The sequence below is a fragment of the Thermodesulfobacteriota bacterium genome (assembly GCA_035559815.1).
Classification (GTDB): domain Bacteria; phylum Desulfobacterota_D; class UBA1144; order Nemesobacterales; family CSP1-2; genus DATMAT01.
This window is the reverse complement of record DATMAT010000005.1, coordinates 11,991-36,795: the sequence shown is the minus strand read 5'-3', so window position 1 is coordinate 36,795 and position 24,805 is coordinate 11,991. Positions and strand designations below refer to the sequence as shown.

The 24,805-nt window shown below is 45.4% G+C and carries 22 protein-coding genes and 1 tRNA gene; 15 read left to right on the top strand and 8 right to left on the bottom strand.

Translation table 11 applies throughout. The features are described 5' to 3' along the window. The 6 genes from VNN20_00990 to VNN20_00965 all read left to right on the top strand — a co-directional run. The coding region (locus tag VNN20_00990; GenBank protein ID HWP90762.1) for a response regulator at window positions 1-229 on the top strand (229 nt) is incomplete at its 5' end. A gap of 49 nt (window positions 230-278) precedes the next feature. Further along, a complete protein-coding gene (locus VNN20_00985; GenBank protein HWP90761.1) occupies window positions 279-2,213 on the top strand; it encodes a response regulator in 1,935 nt (644 codons plus the stop codon). Between the two features lie 192 nt (window positions 2,214-2,405). Further along, entirely contained in the window at window positions 2,406-3,233 is an 828-nt protein-coding gene (locus tag VNN20_00980) for a hypothetical protein (GenBank protein HWP90760.1), read from the top strand. 153 nt (window positions 3,234-3,386) lie between these two features. Next, the gene (locus VNN20_00975; GenBank protein HWP90759.1) at window positions 3,387-5,093 is read left to right on the top strand and encodes a dynamin family protein; all 1,707 of its coding nucleotides are present in this window, start codon (window positions 3,387-3,389) and stop codon (window positions 5,091-5,093) included. Window positions 5,094-5,177: 84 nt separating this feature from the next. Continuing rightward, complete coding sequence (locus VNN20_00970; GenBank protein ID HWP90758.1) at window positions 5,178-5,846, top strand: acyloxyacyl hydrolase; 669 nt, start codon at window positions 5,178-5,180, stop codon at window positions 5,844-5,846. Window positions 5,847-6,059: 213 nt separating this feature from the next. Continuing rightward, window positions 6,060-7,226, top strand: a complete 1,167-nt coding sequence (locus tag VNN20_00965) for a Fic family protein (protein ID HWP90757.1) — start codon at window positions 6,060-6,062, stop codon at window positions 7,224-7,226. A gap of 76 nt (window positions 7,227-7,302) precedes the next feature. Here the strand turns inward: VNN20_00965 and VNN20_00960 are convergent, their stop codons facing one another. Next, on the bottom strand, window positions 7,303-8,190 hold the full coding sequence (locus VNN20_00960) for an alpha/beta hydrolase (protein ID HWP90756.1): 888 nt from the start codon (window positions 8,188-8,190) through the stop codon (window positions 7,303-7,305). Between the two features lie 26 nt (window positions 8,191-8,216). Here VNN20_00960 and VNN20_00955 point away from each other — a divergent pair, with 26 nt between their 5' ends. Continuing rightward, window positions 8,217-8,471, top strand: a complete 255-nt coding sequence (locus VNN20_00955) for a hypothetical protein (protein HWP90755.1) — start codon at window positions 8,217-8,219, stop codon at window positions 8,469-8,471. Here VNN20_00955 and VNN20_00950 read toward each other — a convergent pair. Further along, window positions 8,461-9,144 (bottom strand): response regulator transcription factor, encoded by a 684-nt coding sequence (locus tag VNN20_00950; protein HWP90754.1) that lies wholly within the window; start codon window positions 9,142-9,144, stop codon window positions 8,461-8,463. The genes VNN20_00955 and VNN20_00950 overlap by 11 nt on opposite strands. Window positions 9,145-9,761: 617 nt before the next feature. Between VNN20_00950 and VNN20_00945 the strand changes: the two genes are divergently transcribed. The 3 genes from VNN20_00945 (at window position 9,762) to VNN20_00935 (ending at window position 12,126) form a co-directional block, all read left to right on the top strand. Continuing rightward, complete coding sequence (locus VNN20_00945; GenBank protein HWP90753.1) at window positions 9,762-10,625, top strand: class I SAM-dependent methyltransferase; 864 nt, start codon at window positions 9,762-9,764, stop codon at window positions 10,623-10,625. Between the two features lie 254 nt (window positions 10,626-10,879). Beyond that, the gene (locus VNN20_00940) at window positions 10,880-11,626 is read left to right on the top strand and encodes a TIGR04255 family protein (protein HWP90752.1); all 747 of its coding nucleotides are present in this window, start codon (window positions 10,880-10,882) and stop codon (window positions 11,624-11,626) included. After that, window positions 11,623-12,126: a hypothetical protein gene (locus VNN20_00935; protein HWP90751.1), complete on the top strand. Its 504-nt coding sequence runs from the start codon at window positions 11,623-11,625 to the stop codon at window positions 12,124-12,126. The genes VNN20_00940 and VNN20_00935 overlap by 4 nt, the downstream gene beginning before the upstream one ends. Window positions 12,127-12,695: 569 nt before the next feature. Here the strand turns inward: VNN20_00935 and VNN20_00930 are convergent. Both VNN20_00930 and VNN20_00925 read right to left on the bottom strand, forming a co-directional pair. Beyond that, window positions 12,696-12,771 (bottom strand) — tRNA-Arg (locus VNN20_00930). Between the two features lie 15 nt (window positions 12,772-12,786). Further along, window positions 12,787-13,593, bottom strand: a complete 807-nt coding sequence (locus VNN20_00925; protein ID HWP90750.1) for a uracil-DNA glycosylase — start codon at window positions 13,591-13,593, stop codon at window positions 12,787-12,789. Between the two features lie 457 nt (window positions 13,594-14,050). Between VNN20_00925 and leuS the strand changes: the two genes are divergently transcribed. From leuS to VNN20_00905, 4 genes are all read left to right on the top strand, one after another. Continuing rightward, complete coding sequence (leuS, locus tag VNN20_00920) at window positions 14,051-16,552, top strand: leucine--tRNA ligase (GenBank protein HWP90749.1); 2,502 nt, start codon at window positions 14,051-14,053, stop codon at window positions 16,550-16,552. Between the two features lie 79 nt (window positions 16,553-16,631). Then, window positions 16,632-16,892, top strand: a complete 261-nt coding sequence (locus VNN20_00915) for a type II toxin-antitoxin system Phd/YefM family antitoxin (protein ID HWP90748.1) — start codon at window positions 16,632-16,634, stop codon at window positions 16,890-16,892. A gap of 23 nt (window positions 16,893-16,915) precedes the next feature. Then, a complete protein-coding gene (locus tag VNN20_00910; protein HWP90747.1) occupies window positions 16,916-17,212 on the top strand; it encodes a type II toxin-antitoxin system RelE/ParE family toxin in 297 nt (98 codons plus the stop codon). Window positions 17,213-17,365: 153 nt separating this feature from the next. Further along, a complete protein-coding gene (locus VNN20_00905) occupies window positions 17,366-18,451 on the top strand; it encodes a deoxyhypusine synthase family protein (GenBank protein ID HWP90746.1) in 1,086 nt (361 codons plus the stop codon). Window positions 18,452-18,453: 2 nt separating this feature from the next. On the opposite strand, the gene VNN20_00900 is transcribed toward VNN20_00905, so the two are convergent. From VNN20_00900 to VNN20_00885, 4 genes are all read right to left on the bottom strand, one after another. Further along, window positions 18,454-18,915: a Zn-ribbon domain-containing OB-fold protein gene (locus VNN20_00900; GenBank protein ID HWP90745.1), complete on the bottom strand. Its 462-nt coding sequence runs from the start codon at window positions 18,913-18,915 to the stop codon at window positions 18,454-18,456. An 89-nt stretch (window positions 18,916-19,004) separates the two neighbouring features. Continuing rightward, window positions 19,005-20,192: a thiolase family protein gene (locus VNN20_00895; protein HWP90744.1), complete on the bottom strand. Its 1,188-nt coding sequence runs from the start codon at window positions 20,190-20,192 to the stop codon at window positions 19,005-19,007. A gap of 108 nt (window positions 20,193-20,300) precedes the next feature. After that, window positions 20,301-21,449: a thiolase family protein gene (locus VNN20_00890; protein HWP90743.1), complete on the bottom strand. Its 1,149-nt coding sequence runs from the start codon at window positions 21,447-21,449 to the stop codon at window positions 20,301-20,303. Between the two features lie 162 nt (window positions 21,450-21,611). Then, entirely contained in the window at window positions 21,612-22,757 is a 1,146-nt protein-coding gene (locus tag VNN20_00885; protein HWP90742.1) for an acyl-CoA dehydrogenase family protein, read from the bottom strand. Between the two features lie 394 nt (window positions 22,758-23,151). On the opposite strand from VNN20_00885, the gene VNN20_00880 reads away from it, so the two are divergent. Then, the gene (locus VNN20_00880; protein HWP90741.1) at window positions 23,152-24,699 is read left to right on the top strand and encodes a thiamine pyrophosphate-dependent enzyme; all 1,548 of its coding nucleotides are present in this window, start codon (window positions 23,152-23,154) and stop codon (window positions 24,697-24,699) included. Window positions 24,700-24,805 lie beyond the last annotated feature (106 nt).

Below are 24,805 nucleotides of genomic sequence, written 5' to 3'. Positions count from 1 at the left end.
ACCGAAGGTGGACGGGCTTGAGGTATTGAGGAGGGTTAAATCAGACGAGAGGACAAAGGCGACGCCGGTGGTGGTGTTGACCTCGTCTAGGGAGGAGAGGGACGTGGTGGAGAGTTACAAGCTCGGGGTGAACAGCTACATAGTTAAGCCGGTAGATTTTGACCAGTTTATCCAGGCAGTCACACAACTGGGGATGTACTGGATGCTCCTAAACCACAGACCCGGCTGAAATAGGGCTTATCCTTAATAGTATCTTCTTCATTCCATGGGAGCGGGAAATGAATAAAGAGCTTCGAATACTCATTCTGGAAGACGTTCCTACGGACACAGAGCTAGTCGAATACGAACTACGCAAAGCAGAAATTTCTTTTTCTTCAAAGCGCGTGGAGACGAGAGAAGATTTTATTAAAGCACTTGAGGAGCATGCACCAGACCTTATTCTCTCTGATCACACACTGCCTTCATTCGACGGAATGGAGGCACTGAAGATTGCGAAGGAAAAATTTCCCGACGTGCCTTTTATATTCGTTACCGGCTCGCTCGGTGAAGAGGGGGCCATTGAAACCCTGAAGAGTGGGGCTACCGATTACGTCCTTAAAGATAACCTATCCCGCCTCGCACCCTCAGTACGTCGAGCGTTAAGAGAGGCGGAGGAGAGAAAAGAGCATAAGAGGGCCCTGGAAGCCCTGAAAGATAGCCGGGCTCTTCTCGCCGGGATCGTTGACTCGGCAATGGATGCGATTATAAGCCTGGACTCTCAACAGCATATCATTCATTTCAACAGGGCTGCGGAGAAAATGTTCGGCTACTCGTCTAGTGATGTAATCGGCCAGCCGGTCGACATCCTTATTCCGGAGAGATTTCGTGCAGCGCACCGTGAGCATATAAAGACATTTGGAGATTATGGCGCAACCAATCGGACTATGGGGAGTACGGGAGGAATCAGCGGTTTACGCTCCAATGGGGAGGAATTCCCCATAGAAGCCTCTATCTCGCAGGTAGAAGCCTTGGGCCAAAAGATATTTACCGTTATTCTTCGGGACGTTACCGACAGGAAAAAACTGGAAGCCCAGTTTCTCCGTGCCCAGAGAATGGAGAGCATCGGCACGCTTGCCGGAGGGATCGCCCATGATTTGAATAATGTGCTTCAGCCGATAATGATGGCCTTGCAGCTTTTAAGAAATACCTACAAGGACGAGAAAAGTCAGGTTTGGATAGATACTCTGGAATCAAGCGCCGTACGCGGAGCCAATTTAGTGAAACAAGTCCTGTCCTTTGCAAGGGGTGTAGAGGTCGAGAGGACGATTATTCAAACAAGATATGTAATAGCCGAAGTGGAGAAGATTGCCAAAGAAACTTTTCCAAAAAATATAGAAATAAAAACCGACATACCCAAAGACCTTTGGACAATCCAAGGAGACGTAACTCAGCTCCACCAGGTTTTGATGAATATGTTGGTAAACGCTCGAGATGCAATGAAGAACGGGGGTGTTTTGAGCATATCCGCAGAGAACTTTTACGTGGATGAAAACTATGCCCAGGTGCATATGGACGCTAAAGTTGGCCCTCACGTTGTAATCACGGTCTCGGATACGGGAACCGGAATCCCCCCGGAGTTAAAAGATAGGATATTTGAGCCCTTCTTCACCACCAAAGAGCTGGAGGAGGGCACCGGATTGGGGCTCTCCACTGCCTACGGAATAGTCAAGGGGCATGGAGGATTCATAAACGTGTACAGTGAGATCGGAAAGGGCACCCGGTTTAAGGTTTATTTGCCGGCGGCCGAAACTGACGAAACGAAAAAGATAGGAGAGAAACAAATTGATGACATCTTACTGGGGCATGGAGAACTTATACTGGTAGTTGACGATGAACCGTCGGTTCAGGAAATTGCCAGGGTGACTTTAGAGACCTATGGTTATAGAGTTATGACTGCTGGCGACGGTGCGGAAGCAATAGCGCTTTATGCTCAATACCTCCCGGATGTTAAAGCAGTGGTTTTGGATATGATGATGCCGATAATGGATGGTCCGTCCTGCATCAAGGCACTGAGAAAGCTAGACCCAGATGCAAGAATCATTGCAGTAAGTGGACTGAAGGAGCATGGCCGGTTTGGCGAGGTTGCCAGCACCGATGTGCATGCTTTCCTGTCCAAGCCTTTCACCGCCGAAGCACTTTTAAGAACTCTGCATAAAGCCCTCAATACAAATTAGCTAAAATTAAAATTCTGAATGCCAGTTGCCAGCACAAATTGCTCATAACCGTTCTGTGGACTTTGGCCTGAAACCTTCTCGTTGGATGCGCTGTTAATAAATATTGGCTGTATATTTTTTGTGATGGTAATTGTTCACAAGGGGATTATCAGATATATTCTAGGGAATTTATTCAAGGAATAAGGTGATTAAATGCCGGGAAAAAGATTTCAATTTTGCGGTTTAAACGGAGTAATAGCAATAATTATAGCAATAATGGTATTGGTGTATACTACCCCGATTATGGCTGAAGACTATAATACTTACATACAAGAAGGCGACCAATATTACGCTCAGTTCGATAATCTTAAGGCTTTGGAAGCGTACAAAAGGGCCTACGAGCTCGCACCGGATAGTTTTGAAGTATTGGTGAGGCTCACCCGCGCCTACAACGATGTGGGAGAGGATGTAAAAGGGATCAAGTTCAAACCGGACCAGGAGACAAACTCGAAAGAGGTGGAAGAATATTTCAGCCAGGCTGCCCAATATGCCGAGCAGCTCCACCAGAAATTTCCAGATAAAGCTGAATCATATTTTTACCTGGCGGCCACTTACGGGCATCTGGCACTCTTCAAGGGTGGAAAGGAGAAGGTTAAACTGGCCAGGAATGTGGAAGAGAATTCAAAAAAGGCTATTGATTTAGACCCGCAATTTATCCCCGCTTATATCGTCCTGGGGGTTTATTATCGGGAGGTCGCTAATTTAAATTGGGCGCTCAAAGCGTTCGCCAAGACGCTATTCGGCGGCTTGCCAAACGGAACCGACGAGGATTCGGAGAAAACCCTTCTTAAGGCGCTTGAGTTAAATCCCGAGGTCATCCATACCCGCTTTGAGTTGGCTAAAACATACCTGGCCATGGGTAAGGAAGTTAAAGCAACAGAACAGCTCAAGGAAATTATTCACCTCCCCATAACCGACCATCAAGATAAAGAGATAAAAGAGGTGGCAGAAAAAGAGCTGCAAAAGTTGGCAAAAAGGTAAAAAACTTTCTTTCTTTTTATCCTGGCAATCTTTTTATGGAGCGCATGTATGCGTCCCATGAATATAGCCACTCCAAGACCAAGTTTTCAAAAATTGTAAGAATTCCGTTACTATTATACTCTTCCCCCAGAATCACGTTATACTAGGAGGCCCATGCAGATAATAGAGGAGAAATACTCGAAGCTTATTCTTGAGGAAAAGGCCCTTCTAGAGTCGCTTTCTTCAGAAATAAAAGCACTATCCTACCAGGATTTCGAGAATAAGCTCAATGCGGTCAAAGAAAACCTGGAGAATTTATTCTCTATCGTGTTCATAGGTGAATTCAGCACCGGGAAATCGTCCATAATAAATGCACTCCTCGGAGAGAAAATTCTTCCCGAAGGGATCACGCCGACCACGGACAAGATTACGATTCTAAGGTACGGCCAGGCAAAGGAAGAACAGTTGGAAAACGGAAATTATTTTATATCCATTCCCGAGAGCAGGCTCAAGGGATTTTTCATAGTGGATACGCCGGGGACAAACGTTACCATCGAGCAGCACGAGCAGATAACTCAAGAGTTTATCCCCAAGGCGGACATTGTTTTCTTTGTGATAGGTGCTGAGCGGGCGGTGACCGGAAGCGAGGCTAAGCTCATAAGATTCATCAAAGAAGATTGGGTTAAGAATATAGTGTTTCTTTTGAATAAGATTGATATTGTGGAGAGCGATGACGAGCTTAAGAATTTGATTCATTATTCTGAGACTGAAATAGAGCGCATATTCAAGATAAAACCTTTCCTCATACCAATATCGGCAAAGCTGGCCCTGCAAGCGAAAAAGGGGCACTATCCGGAACTTTATTCAAGAAGCGGGATGGCCCGGCTTGAGGAGTATATATTCAAAACCCTGGGAGAAGAGGAGCGTATCAAGCTCAAGATTAAAGGCTCGTCTGAGCTTGCCCTTAATCTCTGCAGAGAGACGGAAAAGGCTCTCTCCAATCATCTCGATAAAATATCCTTAGACACGGAAAGATTGAAGGAGTTTGAAGCCGGGCTCGAAGGTATGAAGGGAGAAGTATTGGAAAACTCCAGACAGTTCACCGAGAGGATAAGGAGCCGGCTCCTGGAATTCAAGACAAGGGGGATAGAATTTATCGATGACCTCATCCGATTTGAAAACGTGTTTAAACTGGTCAGAAAGGAGAAAATCGCCAAGGAATTTGAATACAAGGTTTCCCACCAGACGGTCAAGGAATTGGAAAAAGACCTGGAGGCCATGGTAGCCTGGGCGGAACGCTCTTCCAGGACCCTCATGGACAGCGCCATAGATTTTTACCGTAAATCCATTCAGCCGGAATCACTCAAAGACGGCACCGGCTTCTCATTCAACCGGATGCAGCTCATAGATACGGTGAGGTCTGAGCTGGAGATGAGGCGAAAGCAGATCGACCCAGCCATGTTAGGCGGCAACATTGTCGATTCGGCAAGAGGTGCGGTGGCTTCGGTTTTAGGTGTTCAGGTGGGCTCGCTGGCACTCGGTGCAGCGGTCATCTCCGCCTTCTCCTCGCTTATAGTGGATGTGACCGGAATACTGACCACGATCGCCATCATGGCTACGGCATTTGCCATACTTCCCAAGAAAAGAAGGGACGCCATGAAGGAATTCAGCACCAAGGTTGATACATTGATCGAAGAGCTTACCACCAGTGTAAGCTCTCAGTTTGAACGCGACCTGGAGGGTGTGAAGATGCAGATTCTTGATTCTCTCGTACCCCTCAAGAACTTCTACAAAACCCAGCAGAAAAAACTGACTGAGTCGAAGAAAAAGGTGGAGGAGATTGAGAGTAAATTCGTGGAGATAAAGAATAAGGTATCTTGAGCCGCTTGGTGGACTACTTTTTTTGATACTACCTTACCCCCTTTTATTTCTACGGGAACTGTTTATCAAAAGAAAGGTAATCCGTTGCCACTTCTCGTGCTATTCACCGACAATGAAATGCGAAGGCTCATCGGCAAAAGATTCGGACTGTGGCTAATCCTGCTGGTGTACTCTTTCAGTCTTCTCTTTCTCTTTTTCCCGGCAAGGTCCGAGGACTCCCCTCGGAACCGTTTCGGTAAAGGTAAAAACTACGTGAGTTTGATATCCGGTTATGGAGATGGCTTCTCTATCGGCTTTGTCGGCGACCAGGACGGACGTAAAGTGGAGCTTCTGGCCATCTTTCCAAGCATTGGCTTTGGCCTCTCCGATATGAAGGCGGTAAACAAGTGGTACAGAGGAAATTTTGACCTCCTGGTCGAGGGGCAATTCATCACCAACTTCGAGCCAGAGAGAGGAGCATCAGTAGGTGCAAACTTCATGATGAGATACAATTTCCTCGCCCGGGAACGATTGATACCATACGCTGGATTAGGTGCAGGTATCGGCTATCTCGATTTCAATCTTGAGAGTCAGGAGGACGGTCTTATATTTTATCCTCAAACCGGGTTAGGTCTTCATTATTTTCTGACCAATCAGGTAGCGGTAGATGCCTCCTGGCGAGTACATCATATGTCCAACTCCGGCACAAACATGCCCAACCGAAGCATAAACACCAACCTTTTCCTGCTGGGGGTTAGTGTGTTTTTGGATTGAAAGGGAAAGTTGTTGTAATACATTGTAATCACGCAAAAATCTTATATGATTTGGATTCAGCTTTTAGATTATTAATTCTTTGCGCGTTATTGCTGTATCCGTCAATAATAACCTGTCTTATTGACGCTTTCGGCCTTATCCGTTAATATGACTGTTGGTTATTAACATATCCGTCAATAAGCGGAAGTCTATGTATTATAAGGGTGTTTGATAGTGGATCCTACAAACTTTAAAAATTCTTCTGCCGGAAGGTGTATAAACACTTTAAAAGACTATTGGGCATTCGTGCCAAATCCGTTACCGCCAGAAATAAAATATGATAAAGAGTTAATACGTCTTCTTTCCGAGGCCGATAGGCTGCTAGGGGAATTGTCAGGTACTGGGAGGTTACTGGCAAACCCATATCTCCTCATCGCGCCTTATATCAGGCGTGAGGCGGTTTCAAGTTCACGAATCGAGGGCACTCAAGCTGCGCTAAGCGATCTATTTTTCTTTGAGGCCGCTGAAACAGAGGAACCAAAAGTCCCTGATGTTCGTGAGGTCCACAATTATGTCCAGGCAATGGAATATGGACTTACGCGTCTAAAAGACTTGCCTATTTCTACTAGGTTAATAAAGGAGATTCATAAGATTTTAATGAAAGGTGTTCGAGGTGAACAGCTTACACCTGGAGAGCTACGCCAGAGTCAGAACTGGATAGGCCCACCGGGGTGCTTGCTCAACGAGGCTATATATGTGCCGCCACCTGTGGAAGAGATGAATCAAGCACTAGGTGAGTGGGAAGAATACCTAAATTTAGACCAGGACGAGGCTCCTTTAATCCAATGTGCTCTTATGCATTACCAGTTTGAGGCTATTCATCCATTTCTTGACGGCAATGGCCGTATTGGAAGACTCTTAATCACTTTCTTTCTCTGTGAAAGAGGATACTTAACTCAACCGCTCCTTTATCTATCGGCATTCTTTGAACGATTCAGGAATGAGTATTATTCCAGATTGCTTGATGTTAGTCAGAAAGGAGAGTGGAGAAGATGGATAGAATTTTTCCTACGTGGTGTAACAATTCAGTCAAGAGGTGCTATATCGGATGCTAAAAAGATACTTGATTTACATGCCAAGTATCAGAAGAAGCTTGAAAGAACCAAAAAAATCCCCGAATCTGCGCATAGGTTGGTTGACGAGATTTTTCTTAATCCGGTTATTTCAATTTCTGGTCTTAGTAAAAAATGGAATATACCATTTATTTCCGTGAAAAGGGGAGTTTCGAGGCTTATGGAAATAGGATTCCTCGAAGAGGTAAAGGGCAGGAAAAGAAACAAACTTTTCTTGGCCTCTGAGCTGATGCGAGTGCTATCAGGCTCAGAAAATAATAGACATTAAGAGACACGTTCTTTGATTAGAAGATATAAAAGGGTGGAGCCTCAAAAGTTGAAAACCCTGTATAGGCTAACCCACACTAACCAACACCCAAAAAATCCAGTATCAATCTGCTAACCTCATCGGGGGCTTCCTGCTGCACCCAATGGCTACAGTTTTGGATGAATTCAAGACGAAACGGGGCATCGATGAATTCTTCCGTATTCTCGGTGAGCTGCTTGCCGAGGAAGGGGTCATCCTCTCCCCAAATAAGGAGCGTCGGGGCCTTGATTGGCGGGAAATTCCGGGGTTTCCCCAGTTCTTTCCAGTATGAAGCATTGGGAATGGCCCTATAATAGTTTATCGCTCCGGTTAGAGCCCCCGGCTCCTTCCAACTGGAAACGTATTTTTCGACATCCTCTTCGGAGAATGCTTCCTTTCTCGAAGCGATGTCAAAAACCATCTTCTTCAAGACCTCAAAATCATCTCGTGACAGAACCTCCTCCGGGACCTCGGGTAACAGAAAGAAAAACATGTACCAGCTCCTTTTCATCTGGTCGAAGTCAAGAAAGCCCTTCCGGTTGCGTGCGCCCGGGTGTCCCACATTCAATATAATTAGCTTTTCTATTAGCTGGGGCTCGAACATCGCCACCATCCAAGCAATCGCCCCGCCCCAATCGTGTCCAACGAGTATAGCCTTTTTGTCATCGGGAGATAGTTTTTGGATTAGACCGGCAACATCACCGATGAGGTTGGTAGCGGAATAGTCTTCTATCCTGGACGGTTTGTCCGTTTTATTGTATCCCCGCATGTCCGGCGCAACTACATGGAAATTTTCAGACAGGACTGGAATTTGATGGCGCCAGGAGTACCAAAACTCGGGAAACCCGTGGAGCAGCAAAACGAGCGGCCCTGACCCGGCGCTTACATAATGCATGCGAATGCCGTTTACCTCGACAAAATTATGTTCCCATTTCTCTTCAGACACATCATGCTCCTTTAGCCTGTTTTAATATGTATACTATGATAACCTGCCTCTTTTTCCCTATCTATTCCCTGTTTTTCTGGCAGATTTCAGGCTCCGTAGGCTCCGGGACTGAGCCTTTTGTTGCGTATATCGAGATTCATAAGAAGGAGAGAAATAATCCGCTACTGCCTGAATCGGAGAATTCAGGCGGTGTCGGAACGATTGTGGTATACGCTATACGGCGATATGCGGAACTTAATCAGGCGATGGCATTAGAACGGCCTTGTACGGTCAGTTATTAAATCCTTTCTTTAAGCCATAGAGTATGAGCTGAGACCTGCTTTTAACGGAAAGCTTCCGGTAAATCTTGTAAAGATGAAACTTCACTGTTTTTTCGCTTAAAAATATATCCCTGGCTATGTCCTTGTTGTTTAAACCGCTAAAAACCAATTTCACGATCTTTGTCTCGGCTTCGGTGAGGCTATATAGAGATTTACCCTTCCCTTTAGGGGGGGAGGAGGAGAAGGATTCCAGGACCTTCGCTATCACCTTTCTTTCCACCCAAAGCTCTCCGTTGCTCACGACTTTAATCGCTTTGGTAAGCTGGTTTGAGTCTATATTTTGTGATATGTACCCTCTTACTCCATGGCGAATGGCACTTAGTAGCATATCTTCATCGTAGTTATCGGCCACTATTAGAATTACCTTGGTATCCTTGTTCTTTTTGAGCAAGTCTAGCAACTTGGCCAGGTTTAATCCCAAGAGGTCAAGGTCGACAAGCAGAATGTCGAATTTAAGGTCTTTCCATGACTTAACCAGATCCGGCAAATTAGAGGCCTTAGCCACTATCTCTATACATTCGTCTTCCTCCAATATCTTGCTCAGCCCCTCCCTCAATAGCGAGTAATTACAGGCTACCGTAACCCTGATGGGGGTACCGTTTTTCCCGACATTAATTTCTTTTGCCACAGCCATGATAGACCTCCTCTGTCTCTGATTTGCTCACCAGTTTATATTCACAGGTTATATCTGACTTTCTCCCCAACGTTAGAAAAGACACAAAAGCATATAGAGCAATATTAATACTTCATTCTTACCGTTCAACCGAGGTCGAGTAATTCAGAGAGGAGAGTGATTTTAATAGCCGGATTTTTACCTGGGCTTGTTTCAGTAGACTTGGAGTCACATTTAGGATAGACATTGCTTTTTTGCTGCATCGGTATAATATTCGCAAACAATATAAAACTTAAGTATTAATTACACATTAAATTGTCATAAAAGTCAACTGACTTTAGTTAGGAGACGTTTCAACCTAAAGTCAGAGTTAAGCGATTTTGTGGTATCGTAAGATGCTAATATTACAGTATTTTCAATACATTACTTCCGATTTCTTCATATTATTTATTTTGCAATTTTGACAATATAATCAGTCCTAACTATAATCTCCACGGTTCTTATTGTCTTTGGGCACCTCTTTTGGCGTGCACAAGAAAAGATGATAGCGGTAGGAAATCTGGGGAAAGCGAGTTAGTACAGTTTATATACCGACGAGATAGTTTTAGTCTTTAAGTTTCTCATGAAGGAGAGATTAAATGGAGAGTATTAAGCACACGTATGATTATGAGCCATTCGCCGACACACCCGAATATCTCCGGGTAAACAGCGAAATTGTACGCAGTTGGATCGAGATAATAGTGGGAAGGGGGGTAAACGGCGTAGATAGCATCTTAGATATAGCCACCGGAGCGGGGACGATGGTGGAGCTATTCATCGAACAATTACCGGCACACTGGAATCCCCCAATCGTTAAGTGCCTGGATCAGTCTATGGAGGCTTTATGCTCGGTCCAGGAAAGATTGGCAAAGAGGGTAGTGAAGCTTCTTTTAATCCATTCACCGGCTGAAGAGATGGCCATTCCCGAAAGAAGCATAGACATAGCCGTTTGGGGTAACGGCATACATTATTTATCCGAGGAGGCGCAAAAAAGAAGTGTCATGCGAATTAAGCAGGCCTTGAAACCGGGAGGCTTATTCTTTTTTAACACATCATTCTACGACGGAGCACGCCCGTTAGAGACTTTAGCGTTTTATCGAGCTCAGGTAAAGAAGGCGGTAGAGCTTCTTCGTGCGTCAGGTGTCCAGAAGACTCAGAACGAGTCGCGGCCGGAAGCGTCAAAGTTCCTGTCCAAATCTTACTATGAACAATTGGTAATCGAAGCTAGCTTCAAGCTTGAAGAAGTAAAAGAGGTTACCGCTAATCTCTATAAAAAGGCCTGGGAGCATATCAGTGGTTTTCATCAATATGCGGCAGGGGCTTTACACGGCTATCCGGTCGAAGAGGCGTCAATAGCTATGAAAAATGCGGTTTCTCCTGTACTGGAGCAATACGGAAAGAAGGATGAACTGGGAATTCCCTACATTCCCCGCAACTGGCTGGCCATCAGCGCCAGCTCATAAAGATTAGGCGGGGCCTGGGGCGGAGGGAAACGATCATGGTTGCATAAAAGCCAGACACAGGGACATGGATTACTTTTTTCCAGATGAGAAGATTTGTCACACCCCCTTTTAATAATGAGAATCAGGAAAAATTTCGTAAAATATAGACATGAACAGAGCATTTATCTATAATCAGTCGTGAATTTTACCCCTTTTCGTGCTGATGAATTTCACGTATATACTTTCAAGCAATAACCTTCATCAATGTTAATTCGATGTCAGAACGATATCCGACGCTAAGTAAAGCTCCAATTACGGAAGCACTTGTAGATATAAGGTGTTTATTGCCGAAAGGATTTAATGTGGATCAATTCAAAACAATCGGAGCTAACATATTAAAAGATTATCCTCTTGAGAAAGTAATTAGGGTTCACGAAGCAAAGATTCATTACAAGGGCGACGAGCAGGAAGTGACAACCCATGGCAAAATTAATGGTTATAGATACGAGTCATCTAATAGAACCAAGATTGTTCAGTTAAGGCTTGATGGATTTACTTTTAACAGACTTAAGCCTTATAATAATTGGGCAGAGGTTAGAGATGAGGCATTACGACTATGGAATTTGTATAGAGATTTAGTAAAGCCTGAATTCATTAACAGAATTGCTTTACGTTACATAAACAATCTAAATATACCTATGCCGATAGAGGACTTTGGAGACTATTTAACCTGCCCCCCTGAAGTTCCAGAGGGACTACCGCAAGGAATTAGTAGCTTCTTCTATAGAGTAGTTGTTCCTGCAGACGATTCTAGAATAACGGCTATAATTACTCAAGCTCTAGAACAAAAGGTTGATGTTAAAGATTATCTACCCATAATATTAGATATAGATGTTATCAAATTCACACCGGATGGCTTTTTAGAAGAGGACATTTTCGCAATTTTAGAGAAACTAAGAAACTTCAAAAATCAGATATTTTTTAAGAGCATTACTCCAAAATTACTGGAGGTCTACAGATGAGCACAGTTGCAATTAATGAATATCTAATTGGGTTCCCCAGACAATCAGGTAGGGGTTTTGCTTCAGAATCTCAAGGCATAGAGAAAAAATATGAAGAATTTATAGAACAGTTCAAGGTACCAGAGTCTATTGGTTGCAATTCAGAAATATTGAATGAACTTGAAGAAATCAGAATTAGCTGCCATCAAGATAACTGGGATGGATACGGAGCTAATGCTATTTCGTATGAGACCTATTTGGGTGCTAGAGAAGTTATTCATATGCTAAATTCTGCGTTCTTGAATGTTCCTATGCCGGAGATTACACCTGAGCCGGATGGGGATATAGCTTTTGAGTGGAATGATGGTCATGGGAGAACCTTTTTGTTTAGCATTGATGATAATCAAACGTTAACCTATGCAGGAATCTTTGGGGCGGGAAAAACACATGGCTTCGAGATATTAGGTGACTTCTTGCCAGGCGTTGTAATTTATAATCTAAAAAGGTTATTTCCCAAGTGATCGTCCTTCGATGCCCTTAGTTCCAACCAGTTTAGAAATACTTACTAGGTTCATATACTTTAGCAAATTTATTAGAAGCTCAAATAACACGGTAAGGTATGCAGCCTTCCTACCAAGTCCAAAAGACAATCAAACGTCCGTTTTTAGAGTATCTGGTTTATCCGAGGGCCAAATTTGGAACATAGCAGATTGCGACGTGACCCCTACACAGACAAATACCATTAAAGGGAGGGCGGATATTAACTCTGATGATCTCGTGAACAGTAAGTTAGAAGTAATCCCGAAAGAGCCTCCCTATAGACATGCAAACATATCTGGTTGGCCAGAGGACAAACCTGAACGCAAATTAATCGCCATAGAACTAGAAAGAAAGGCAATTCTAAAATTAGCACCTTAGAAAATAGCCCTTCATTAAAATTACTGGCGGGAACCTACATAATTATTTAACCTTGTAGTCCATGCGTTGTTGAAAATGTAAGGAAATTATGGACTCCGTTAGGAGTGGACACTTATTAGGACACTAAGGTCACTTAAAAGTGCGGAAAGTTAGTCGTAACTACTGGATTTAATGGCGGGCGATGCGGGATTCGAACCCGCGACCTCTGGCTTCGGAGGCCAGCACTCTATCCCCTGAGCTAATCGCCCGGCTACTTTAATTGTCTAAAATTGCTCTCTACTTTTAGACACATCGACTCCCTTGGAAACCCCCATCTCCTTCATCACAACCTGCATGTCCTCCCAGAGGGGTTTCTTGAATCCCGGGTTTCTCAAGAGGGCCGCCGGATGGTATGTGACCATAACCTTCGACCTTCCGTAGGAATGAAATTTCCCTCTCAGGTTTCCAAGCTTTTCCTTGGTTTTTAAGACAGACTGGGCGGCGACGCTCCCCAGGCAGACAATCACCTCCGGGTTTATAGCGCGAAGCTGTTTGAAAAGAAACTGCTCGCAGGTTCCGGTTTCATCGGGCTCCGGAGTCCTATTTCCGGGGGGACGGCATTTAACCACGTTGCATATATAAACATCAGACCGTTTAAACCCCATTGCGGCGATTATTTTTGTCAGTAATTGCCCGGCTCTTCCCACGAAGGGTCTCGCCTGCTTGTCTTCTTCTTCTCCCGGTCCCTCTCCCACAAACACAAGCCTCGCTTTTGGATTTCCCTCCCCGAATACTATGTTCGTCCTCCCCTGATGGAGCTTACATCTGGTGCAGTCGCCGATTTCCTCCCGAATTTCTTCGAGGGTGAGTTTTTTTGCGCTCCGGTCAAAGATGCTTAGCTGCTCCTCTATTTTTATGACCGACTTCTCCTTGTCATCGTGAATGCGGGTTGGTTGCTTCATCGGAGCTTTAGGTTTTTCTTCCTCTCTGGGATACGACAACACCACGGATTCGAGTCCGAGAATCCTCTGAAACTCAAAGCATCTTCTTAGTTCATCTAATATTTCTTTTAACTCTGACTGCAAGTTCATTTGATTGGTGAGTTTCTATGATTTTAATATAACCGATACTAAAAGCAAAGTTTCATTGTTTAAATAAGCTATGTAAGTCCTGATAACGTTAGTTTTTAAAGATGGATTGCTTCGGTCGTGGAAGTAATAAGAGATAATAGACCCGTTCATTCTGAACTCAGTCGAAGAATGAACACCTCAAAAATCCATTCTTTAGTATACCCATTCGATAACCTCTTTCGTCGCGAGCTCAGCCAGAGGTCTCATGGAGGGTCATCATCTTCTTTTGGCGGCGAAGCAATCTCTTATTTGGGACAAGTTTGAGTGCGATACAAGTGCGCCCCTACGATACGGTCAAATTCAAATAATAGGAATTTGAAACCAGTAGGGTGGTAATTTAAAATGATTAACCGCCTAGACGGCTAAAATAATCATATATTCCAGCTATCCTGTAAGTTAGGAGATACATTATAGAAAAATGAAAGAGAGCTACGACCCGCAAAAGATAGAAGAGAAGTGGCATAGAATCTGGGAGGAGAAGAAGCTATACGAGGTATCCGAGGACCCGGAAAAGAAAAAATATTATGTCCTAGAAATGTTTCCCTACCCATCGGGAAGAATCCACATGGGACACGTGAGAAACTACACCATAGGGGATGTCATTGCCCGGTACAAGAGGACTAGAGGATTTAACGTACTCCACCCCATAGGCTGGGATGCTTTCGGCCTTCCCGCAGAAAACGCCGCTATTCAGCATGGCGTCCATCCAGCTAAGTGGACCTACGAGAATATTTCTCAGATGAAACAGCAGTTAAAGCGGCTGGGCTTCAGCTACGACTGGACCAGGGAGATTGCCACCTGCGACCCCTCTTATTACAAGTGGGAGCAGATGGTCTTTACTCGGATGTTTGAGCGCGGGCTTGCCTACAGAAAATCCTCGATAGTGAACTGGTGCCCCTCCTGCGAGACGGTCTTAGCAAACGAACAGGTGGAAGATGGAAGGTGCTGGAGATGTAAATCCGAAGTTCAGGCTAAGGAGATGGAGGGATGGTTCTTCAAGATCACCGAGTATACGGAAGAACTCTTGGAGTGGGCAGATAAACTGAAGGAGGGCTGGCCGGACCGGGTGCTGGCCATGCAGAGGAACTGGATTGGAAAGAGCACCGGGGCGGAAATAGATTTTCCCCTCGAAGAAGCGATAAATGGAGAGATTAGTCTTAGGATCTTTACTACACGGCCGGATACGGTTTTCGGAGTAACCTTCATGTGTATTGCGCCTGAGCACCCGATTTCAGAGAAACTGGTTAGGGGGAAGCCCCAGGAAAAAGAAGCCCTTTTATTTATTAACAGGATTAAAAAACAGAGCGATGTGGAAAGGGTAGCGGAAGGCGCCAGGAAAGAGGGTGTCTTCACCGGCTCTTATTGCATAAATCCCTTTAACGACGAACGCGTGCCCATATACATAGCCAACTTCGTCCTCATGGGATATGGGACCGGAATAATAATGTGTGTTCCCGCCCATGACCAGAGGGACTTTGAATTTGCCAAGGAATACGGTTTGCCGATTAAAATTGTAATTCGGCCTGGAGGGGCGATTCATGAATCGCCCTTGAATGTAGAGGACATGGAACATGCCTATGAGGAGCCGGGCATAATGGTCAACTCCGGTGAATTCTCCGGGCTTCCGTCCGAGGCGGGGAAAGAAAAAGTCATCCAGCATGTCGAGTCTAAGGGATTTGGGAAAAGGCAGGTAAATTACCGGTTGAGGGATTGGGGCATATCCCGTCAGAGATACTGGGGAGCGCCTATACCGGTCGTCTATTGTGATAACTGCGGCGCCGTGCCCGTTCCCGATGAGGAGCTTCCGGTAGAGCTTCCTCTGGACGTAGAGTTCACCGGCAAGGGCGGTTCTCCCCTCGCTAAATTGGAGGGTTTCATAAAAACCAAGTGTCCCAAGTGCGGAGAGGATGCCAGGAGAGAGACGGACACGATGGACACCTTTGTGGAGTCGTCCTGGTATTTCCTGAGATATCCTTCCCCGAATTATGACAAAGGCATGTTCGACGAGGAGAAGGTTCGATACTGGCTTCCGGTTGACCAATATATAGGCGGCATCGAGCACGCCATCCTTCATTTACTCTACGCCAGATTCTACACCAAGGTATTGAGGGACCTGGACATGGGCAGCTTGGACGAACCCTTTTCCAACCTCCTCACCCAAGGGATGGTCATCAAAGACGGAGCCAAGATGTCTAAGTCTATCGGGAACATAGTGGACCCGGATGACATGATAGAGAAATACGGAGCGGATACGGTTCGGGTCTTCATGCTTTTTGCCGCTCCCGTCCAGAAGGATTTAGATTGGAGCGATGAGGGAATCGAAGGCGCATACCGGTTTCTAAACCGGGTGTGGCGCTTGGTTTATGATTTTAGAATGCGGATTGCAGAATGCGGAATAAAGGATTTTCCAAATCCGAAATCGGCAGGTCCGCAATCGAAGGAGCTTCTGGTCAAGGTTCACAAGACCATAAAAAAGGTCACCGATGATTTAGAAAGATTTCAGTTTAACACGGCGATTGCCGCAGTGATGGAGCTTTACAACTCCATATCCCGATTCGAGCCAGAGGGGAACGACGACTTCGCCGTGCTCAGGGAAGCAGTCGAAGCCATAGTGCGCTTGCTCTACCCTATGGCCCCCCATATATCCGAAGAACTGTGGCAAGCCTTGGGATTTGAAGAAACACTAGTGGACAAGCCTTGGATAGAATGGAATAAAGAGTTAGTAGAGAGTGCGGCGATAACGGTGGTGCTCCAGGTTAATGGAAAGGTAAGAAGCCAGGTGCTGATGGACTCGGACTCGGGCCAGGAAGAGATGAAGGAGGCGGCATTCTCTGATGAAAAGGTGAAAAACTATATCGCTGGAAAAGAAATCAAGAAGGTCATCGTCGTACCCAAAAAACTGGTGAATATAGTGGTGTAACCCAATCTATTGACAACCTTATTTTAAGCTCTTATTCTATAGTCAGTATTCTGGTCAACCAAAATTTAGTCTAAATAGAATGAAAGTCCTGCCCTTATCCGAAGTTAAGATGAAGTTAAGTGAGCTGGTAGAAGAGGTCTCATCCAGAGACGAGGAGATTACTATTACTAAAAATGGTAAACCTGTGGCCATACTGGTCAGCCCGGATGAATTCGATAGCTGGAAGGAGACCCTGGCTATTCGCGCTGATGAAGAACTAATGTCCGAGATCCGAAGAGGCTTGAAAGACCTCAAGAAAAAAAGAAAGCTCTATACATTAGAGGAATTGTTCGAGGACTAAAGCTCTCTTCTTTAATCTTACTCATGGCCTCCTCCTACAAGCTGAAATTGTCCGACGATGTTCGAGACCTAGTTAGCCACCTCCATCCAGAGATCAAACGGAAGGTTCGTACGGCGCTTTCAAAAATAATAAAAGACCCTCTAAGTGGAAAAGGCCTTCGCGGAGAGTTACAAGGAATGAGGAGCCTACGGGTGAGCAAATTTCGAATCATTTATCGCCCGGTTCCCGATATCATAGAGGTAATTGCGATCGGGCCAAGGCGCACGATTTATGAAGAGACGCTTAGACTCATAAGGAAGGAGCGGCGAGAGAAGTCATAAATTCGGTAAGAGGCGAGTTTTGAATGATAATTTTATTGACCTTTTGGTCTCGTATGGTATCTTCACTCTGCTCAAAAAATCCTTGGTAGCGTCTTGATTAATCAGGGGCTAATATCCTGGAATCCAATTTAAGCTGAATGGAGGTAAGTCAGGTTGTATAAACAGAAAAAGGCAGAAAAAAAAGAGGTATTTACCCGGAAGGTTAAGGCAATAGAAGTAGAGGCACCGAAGACCGTCTCTAAACTCCTGGCAGAGATGTCCCGCACCGGGTTTCAGGGTAGAAACCTGGCCCAGGTGGTTGACGTCATGGAGGAGATGATCAGCGATAAGAATACTACCATACTTTTCGGTTATGCCGGTTCCTTATCAACGACCGGACAGTGGAAGATAATTAACTGGTTAATAGAAAACAGGTTTATTGATATTTTAGTCCCGACCGGGGCAAATATTTCTGAGGATATCGTGGATGCCATGGGCTTTGGTTATTGGCAGGGAAACCACCTGGTTGATAACGAAGAGCTATTCAGAGAGGGTTTTAATAGATACTACGATGTTTACGGGAAAGAAAGCGATTACCTGGAGATGACCGAACTGATAGCAGAATTCATAATGACACTCGACCAGGAGTATAAATATTCCTCGAGAGAATTTCTTTATCTTTTCGGAAGATGGCTCGGACAAAGAAAGATAAGAAGTATCGTCACGGTAGCCGCGGAAAAGGGCGTTCCCATCTTCTGCCCGGCCATAGCGGACAGCCCTTACGGCGATGCCGCCCTGATTGCTAAGAGCCGGGGTTTTAACCTGACCATTGATGCTATAAAGGATTATGTCGAGTTTATGACACTAGGAGAGAAGGTTAAAAACACCGGAGTTATATACATAGGAGGAGGCGTACCCAAGGACTTCATCCAGCTTTTTGCTGTAACCGGGGACCTGCTCTACAAGAATAGGGAAATTCCCAACAGGAAAGATGGTCTTAAGCGAAGCAGTACGAATGAAACATATTATCCGCACAAATACGCCGTCCAGATAACCACCGACTCGCCCCAGTGGGGAGGGCTTTCCGGATGTACGTTTGAGGAGGCGGTTTCCTGGGGAAAAGAGTCACCCACCGGGAGGTTCATCCAATGCTATTGTGAAGCGACTATAGCCCTGCCCATAGTTGCTCATGCCTTGGCGGAAAGGGTAAAGTCGAGGAGAAAGGGGATAGATTTCTCCCGTTCATTTAATATCGGCTGACGCTATTTTAGCTCGTACCAGAAATCTGTAATTCTTCCCTGTCTCTTTTTCCTGAAGGCTACCTGCACCTTTGCCCCGATTTTTATGCGCTTAAATGCCTTCTTTATGTCGCTCAAGTCTATTCCCTTTACGAAGTTGGCCATCGCCGTGTTTGCTCCATCTAACAAAACGTAAGCAATGGCATATGGTGGGTCGGGAAGTCCTTCAAATTTTTCATAGACTATGGTAAAGGCTTGAATCGTGCCCTCGCTGCCGATCTTCATCCACTCGGTCGTTTCGACAAAACACCTTTCGCAAAATGAGCGGGGAGGAAGAAGTACCCTTTTACACTTTGGACACTTCTTCCCCAAAATTTCCTTTTGCTCCATGATGGCTTTAAAGAACCTAGTTCCCGTCTCTCCGGCAGCATGATGAAACTTTAGGTCCCAGCGCTGGGGAATGAATATTAGGTCCTCTTCATTCATTTATTTATCTCCATTCAACCACGACGGCACGACGATACAACGGATAATAAAATAATTCTTCACTTCGTGCCGTTGTGTCGTCGTGGTTATTAAGTTTTGTTCGACAAAACCGTCACCGTATAAAACTGAAGGGACCCGCCTTCACCCGTAGCAACTGCCGTTTTCGATTTGCTAACCTGTCTTTCTCCGGCTTTTCCGGTTACCTGAAGTGAGGCTTCTGCAACCCGGGCCAAAGCGGTAACGCTTATCGGGTTTGCCGTAAGCACTCCTCCGGATGGATTTACCGGTATCCCTCCTTCCATATCAAACAATCCCTTTTCGTTATATTTCCCTGACTCACCTTTCCCACAGAATCCAAGGGCCTCGACAGCGGCAAGCTCCGTGGAGGTAAAAGGAGCGTAAATTTCTGCGACGTCAATTTCCTTCCTGGGATTATCTATCCCGGCCATCTGATAAGCCCTTTTTGCGGCCAAGAATAAACCGTCCGCATCGGCATGGTCGTTAGCTGATGACCCATCCATCCTGTCTCCCATATAGTAGGTACCCGTGCAAGCGGCAATACCCTTTATCCAGGCTATATTCTTTTTGCCGAGTTTCTTTATAAACTTTTCAGAAGCAATGACCACAGCACATGCCCCGGTCGACCTTGGACAGCAATCATATAGTTTTAGCGGATAACAAATCACCCTCGAAGTTAAAACGTCTTCCACCTTGATTTCTTTTCTGATGTGAGCATGCGGGTTTCTTAGCGCGTTTTTTCTACTTCTCACTGCCACGAGAGCCATCTGGTATTCGGTAGTTCCGTATTTTTTCATATGCCTCGCCGCCTGAAATGAGCACATATTTACCGCATTGATAGCGACAGATCTTTCATATACGGGGTCGAAGATTTGATTAAGCACCTTTTGTGCATCCGGCGTCTCGCCCATCTTTTCAGCCCCTATGACAAGAATGCAATCGAAAAGACCGGATGCAATATGAAGAAACCCGGCATGTGTTGCGGAACCCCCGGTAGCACCTCCGGTGTGAACCCTGATAAACGGTATCCTCCGGCCACCAACCGCATCTGCACACCATCTTTCCGCTCCTTCCGTTCCCTCTAACGCATCCAGTGCCAATGAAAAGACCATTCCATCTAAATCGTTGAAAGCTATTCCTGCATCTTCCAAAGCTAGGACTGCCGCTTCCCTGGCCAGTTCGGGCAAAGTCACGTCATCCCTTCTGGTAACGTACTTCGTCTGTCCTACTCCTATGATCCCGATGTTACGTGGTTTCATGATTTAAAATTTAGTCACGAATTAACACAAATTTTTGCGAATAAAATTTATCCAAAATAAATCAAAAATAATTCGAGTCCTATTCGTGTACATTTGTGGCGAATACGCCTAATTCCTAAGAATCACCGTGCAACTGCCTTGGGTAGAGTGCCAGGTAAATCCTTGCGCCAAAGCTATATCTACATTTTTCACTTGCCTTCCGGCTGCCTTTCCCATTACTTGAAGTGCTGCTTCAGCCACCCTCACCAGACTCGACGCAAAAATCGGGTTTGAAGAGAGAATTCCACCGGAAGGATTCACCGGAAGCTTTCCGTCGAGTTTTGTAATCCCCTCTCTTATCAGTTCCTTTCCATTTCCATCAGTGCAAAAACCAAGGGTTTCGTATAACATCATCTCATGAAAGGGAGTAACATCGCTCACCTCGGCGACGTCAATCTCCTCCAGTGGATTTTTGATCCGTGCCATGGTAAAGGCCATTTCGGAGGATTTTTTCAAGGAATGTAGAGAGACGCCATGGCGTGTCTCTACCAATCTATCATCGGCATAATAACCATCTATTGCCCATCCAAGCCCCGTTACCCAAGCACAATTCTTCTTGAGCGACCTGGCTCTCCTTTCTGAAGCGATTACTAGTGCACACGCTCCGTCTGAGCTCGGCGGAAGATGGCATTCCCGAAGTGGGTAGGAAATGTACTTGCTCAAACTTGTTTTCCTCATCAAGGGCTTGTCAATTAGATGAGCGAGTGGATTTCTAGAGGCGTTTTCTCTGTTCTTAAGGACTATCTCCGCCGCGTCTTTATCTTTAGTCTTGGTTTTATGCATGTAGATGGAAGCTTCAAAGGCGAGTGAGGTTACAAGATTGAAACCGCAGTCTCTCAGATAAAATGGATCATAGGCTAGATTACTTATTAACTCTACCGAGACTCCAGATGATTTAGTCCAGCTCACAATGAGTGAGTTATCAAAAGCACCGGAAGCCACTCTCAGATACCCCAGAACAAGCCCGTAAATGCCGCCGCCCGACACTTTGACTTCATCCTTCAAGTAAGCGCCGGAAGAGCCCGCAGTCAGCATATTGGATATAGCGCATCCATCGAGACCGTCTGAGCCGGCAGTGACGACGCTTTCTACTTCTTCCCTCTCCAGTCCGGAATCTTCTAGAGCATTCTTTGTGGCTTCAAATACCATCTCATCAATCGATTGGTTTTTCTTTTCTCCATACGCGGTTTGGCCAACGCCGATTATTGCAACCTTCAAGATTAACCTCCTTATTACCGCAATTTAAGCTCAATCCTTCGGCTAAACCCACAAGTGAAGAGAGGTGGACTATCCACCTTTAACATTCTATGATTGCTAAGATAATGTTTCTTTGGTTATTGAGGATGAGCCCGCTAGTGGCCCCTTACGTTCTAAACTAAATCAAAGGTCGAGCCTTTTTGCTATAATCTCCTTCATTATTTCCGAGGTGCCGGCCCCGATGGTGAGGGCTCTTGCATCCCTGTAGAATCGCTCTATGGGGAACTCCCGCATGTACCCGTATCCACCATGAATCTGGAGCGCCTCATAAGCAATACGGTTTGCCATTTCAGTGGTAAAAAGCTTAGTCATGGAGACTTCCATATCTGTTGCTTTTCCTTGGTTAAAACGCCAAGAGATATAGTACGTAAGCTGACGCGCAGCTTCCACCTGGGTAAGCATGTCGGCAATCTTGTGTCGGATTGCCTGTAATTTTGATAGGGGATGAGCGAAAGCGACCCTTTCCCGTGCATAAGCAATCGTGTCTTCAACCGCTCTTTGTGAGGCGGAAACCGCTGTTATAGATAGTACCAGTCTCTCCCGCTGAAAATTCTTCATAATCTCACGAAATCCCTCGCCTTCCTCTCCAAGTAGATTTTCACCGGGTACCCGGCAGTCTTCAAAGAAAAGCTCCGCTGTATCAGAACAGAGCCATCCCATCTTGTTTAGTTTCCTTCCGACCTTTAAACCGGGGGTTTCTTTCTCCACGATGAAAATGGAAATCCCTTTATGGCGAACTTTTTCGTTTATCTCACCCACCCTGGCCATCACGAAATAGATGTCGGCGTTAACACCGTTGGTGATAAAAATCTTGCTTCCGTTTAAAATGTAGTGCCTGCCGTCGCGCTTTGCATAGGTGTGAATACCGGCCACATCTGACCCTCCGCTCGGCTCTGTGACTGCGACGGCACATACATTCTCACCTTTGATTATTTTGGCAAGGTATTTTTTCTTTTGCTCCTCTGTCCCCAGGTGAAGATAGGGAGAAGCCATATCCGTATGCACGCTTACGCTTATAGGGAATCCCATTGCCCCACATCTTGAGATTTCCTCCATGAAAACTAAGGTGTAGATAAAATCCGCTCCCGCTCCTCCGTATTCTTCGGGATATTCTATTCCCAGGAAACCAAGCTCGCCCATTCGTCTCCATATAGAGCGGGGAATCTCCCCCTTTTCTTCCCACTCCTCGGTATAGGGGACCACCTCTTTTTCCACGAACTGACGAACGCTCCGTCTAAAGATTTCGTGTTCTTCCCTAAAAAGCCACATGGTAATTCCTTTTATGACTGCAATTAAAAAACTAATGATAGACTCAATGCCTAATAACTTCCTAAAAATTATAAATTACACCACCCCTTCAGACGCCTACCACAATTTAAGTATATCAGTAATTGAATGAGCTTAGAAGATTTATTTGTCTGAAAAATGAATTAAAGAGATAGATTGAGCAGGTCTATCGTTACATCTCATTATACTTTATCATGCATTTTACAAAAATGTAATTGGTATAATCACGGTGTTTTATTTTGACTTCGTATAGCCCGATTTGTATACTTTTATATGTAGGGTAGCAGTTTGGGGAAGTGGCAATTCTGGTTAAACGCTTGTCTTAATAAAAGGCAAGGTCTGTTTAATATAGAATTTGTGTCTTTAGGGGGTAGACATGGCTATCTCTTACGATAAAAAAGTCGAAAATCAACTGCTTCTTGATGGTGGAAATGAGTACTTTGGGAGCGGAGCAGTTGTAATTCTTAAATCCTTGCTGGAGAGCGGCATTTCCTATTTTGCCAGCTATCCGGGCTCTCCTACCGCAACAGTTACCAGCCTGGTGGATAAGGTAAAACATACCGTACTTCGGGACATTGGCATTTACGCCGAGGAATCGACAAACGAAGCGGCAGCGGCAGCGGCACTCCGGTCATCGATAAGTAACCCTATACGCGGCGCGGTTGCTTTTAAAGTAGTTGGATTTAACGTTGCGGCGGATGCGATTGCACATATAGCGTCGTCCGGAGTTACAGGCGGAGCGCTAATCCTGGTGGGAGAGGATTACGGTTGCAACAACACGATAGTCGCCGAAAAAACCCTTCCCTATGCTTATAAATCCGGGCTTCCCATACTGGATGCGAGCGCATCGCTCCAGCATCTTTCGGATTTAATACACGACGGGTTTGCGCTTTCCGAATACTCCGGCTCGCTGGTGATCGTGCTTGTTAGGAGCCGGGTCGGGTATATGTCCGAAGTGGTCAAGGCTAGAGATAATAAAAGACCGGAAAAGGTTCAGGTAAAAGAAGAGATACTGGAGAAGTTGACTTTCCCTCCTTATACCCAGATACAGGAGGCAGAAAAATATACCCTAAGACTGCCCAAGGCCACTGAATTCATAAAGGAAGCAGGGATAAACAGAGTGTATAACCACAGCTCAAATAAAAGCATAGGCATTATCACTCACGGGGTATTGATGAACATGGTGCTGAGGGCACTTAACTCGATCGATGAAGACTGTCCCGTTTATTCCCTTCACTGCCTATATCCGATTGTAGAAAACGAGGTGGCTGAGTTTCTCGCCGATAAAGAAGAGGTGCTTATTGTCGAGGAAGGAATGCCTAACATCCTGGAGAAGGAGATTAGGGCAGTAGCCCAAGCAAACGGAATCAGCACAAAGATTTTGGGGAAAGAGATTATTCCAAAAGCGGGTGAAGTTTCCTACGAAACCGTGCTTGGCGGGCTGTCTAAATTTTTCCAGGTACAAGTGGAAGTAAAAGGCGAAATTTCCGCTCTGGAAATTCCGGAAAGGCGTCCAACGTTCTGCACCGGCTGTCCGGAGAGGCCGATCTTCTCGGCAATCAAGATACTTAAGAAGCAAAACCCGGAAGCGAGGCTTCTCTTCAGCAGCGATATCGGGTGTTATGCCTTGGGTGGACTGCCTCCTTTTGATTTTAAGGCTTCAGTCACCGGAATGGGAACGGGAATGGCCAGTTCCGGCGCACTCTCCAGGGCGGGAAAAAACGAAGAAAGAGTGATCTCATTCATGGGAGACGGTACGTTCTGGCATAGCGGACTCACCACCAGTGTGGCAAATGCTCTCAGAAACGACCAGGACGCCGTGCTCGTGGTCTTTTATAACTATCATACGGCAATGACCGGGCATCAAAGGAACCTCTCCACCCCGAGGGAGGTTATAAAGCTAAAGAAAGTTAAGGAGAATTAGTGACAATGTTCAAGGGTTAGCGGGTTAACGTGTTGCCGCATTTTTTAAACCCGTAGACAAGCAAACTACCGAAGTCGTTGACACTCATGCCCTTGTGTTAAAAAAG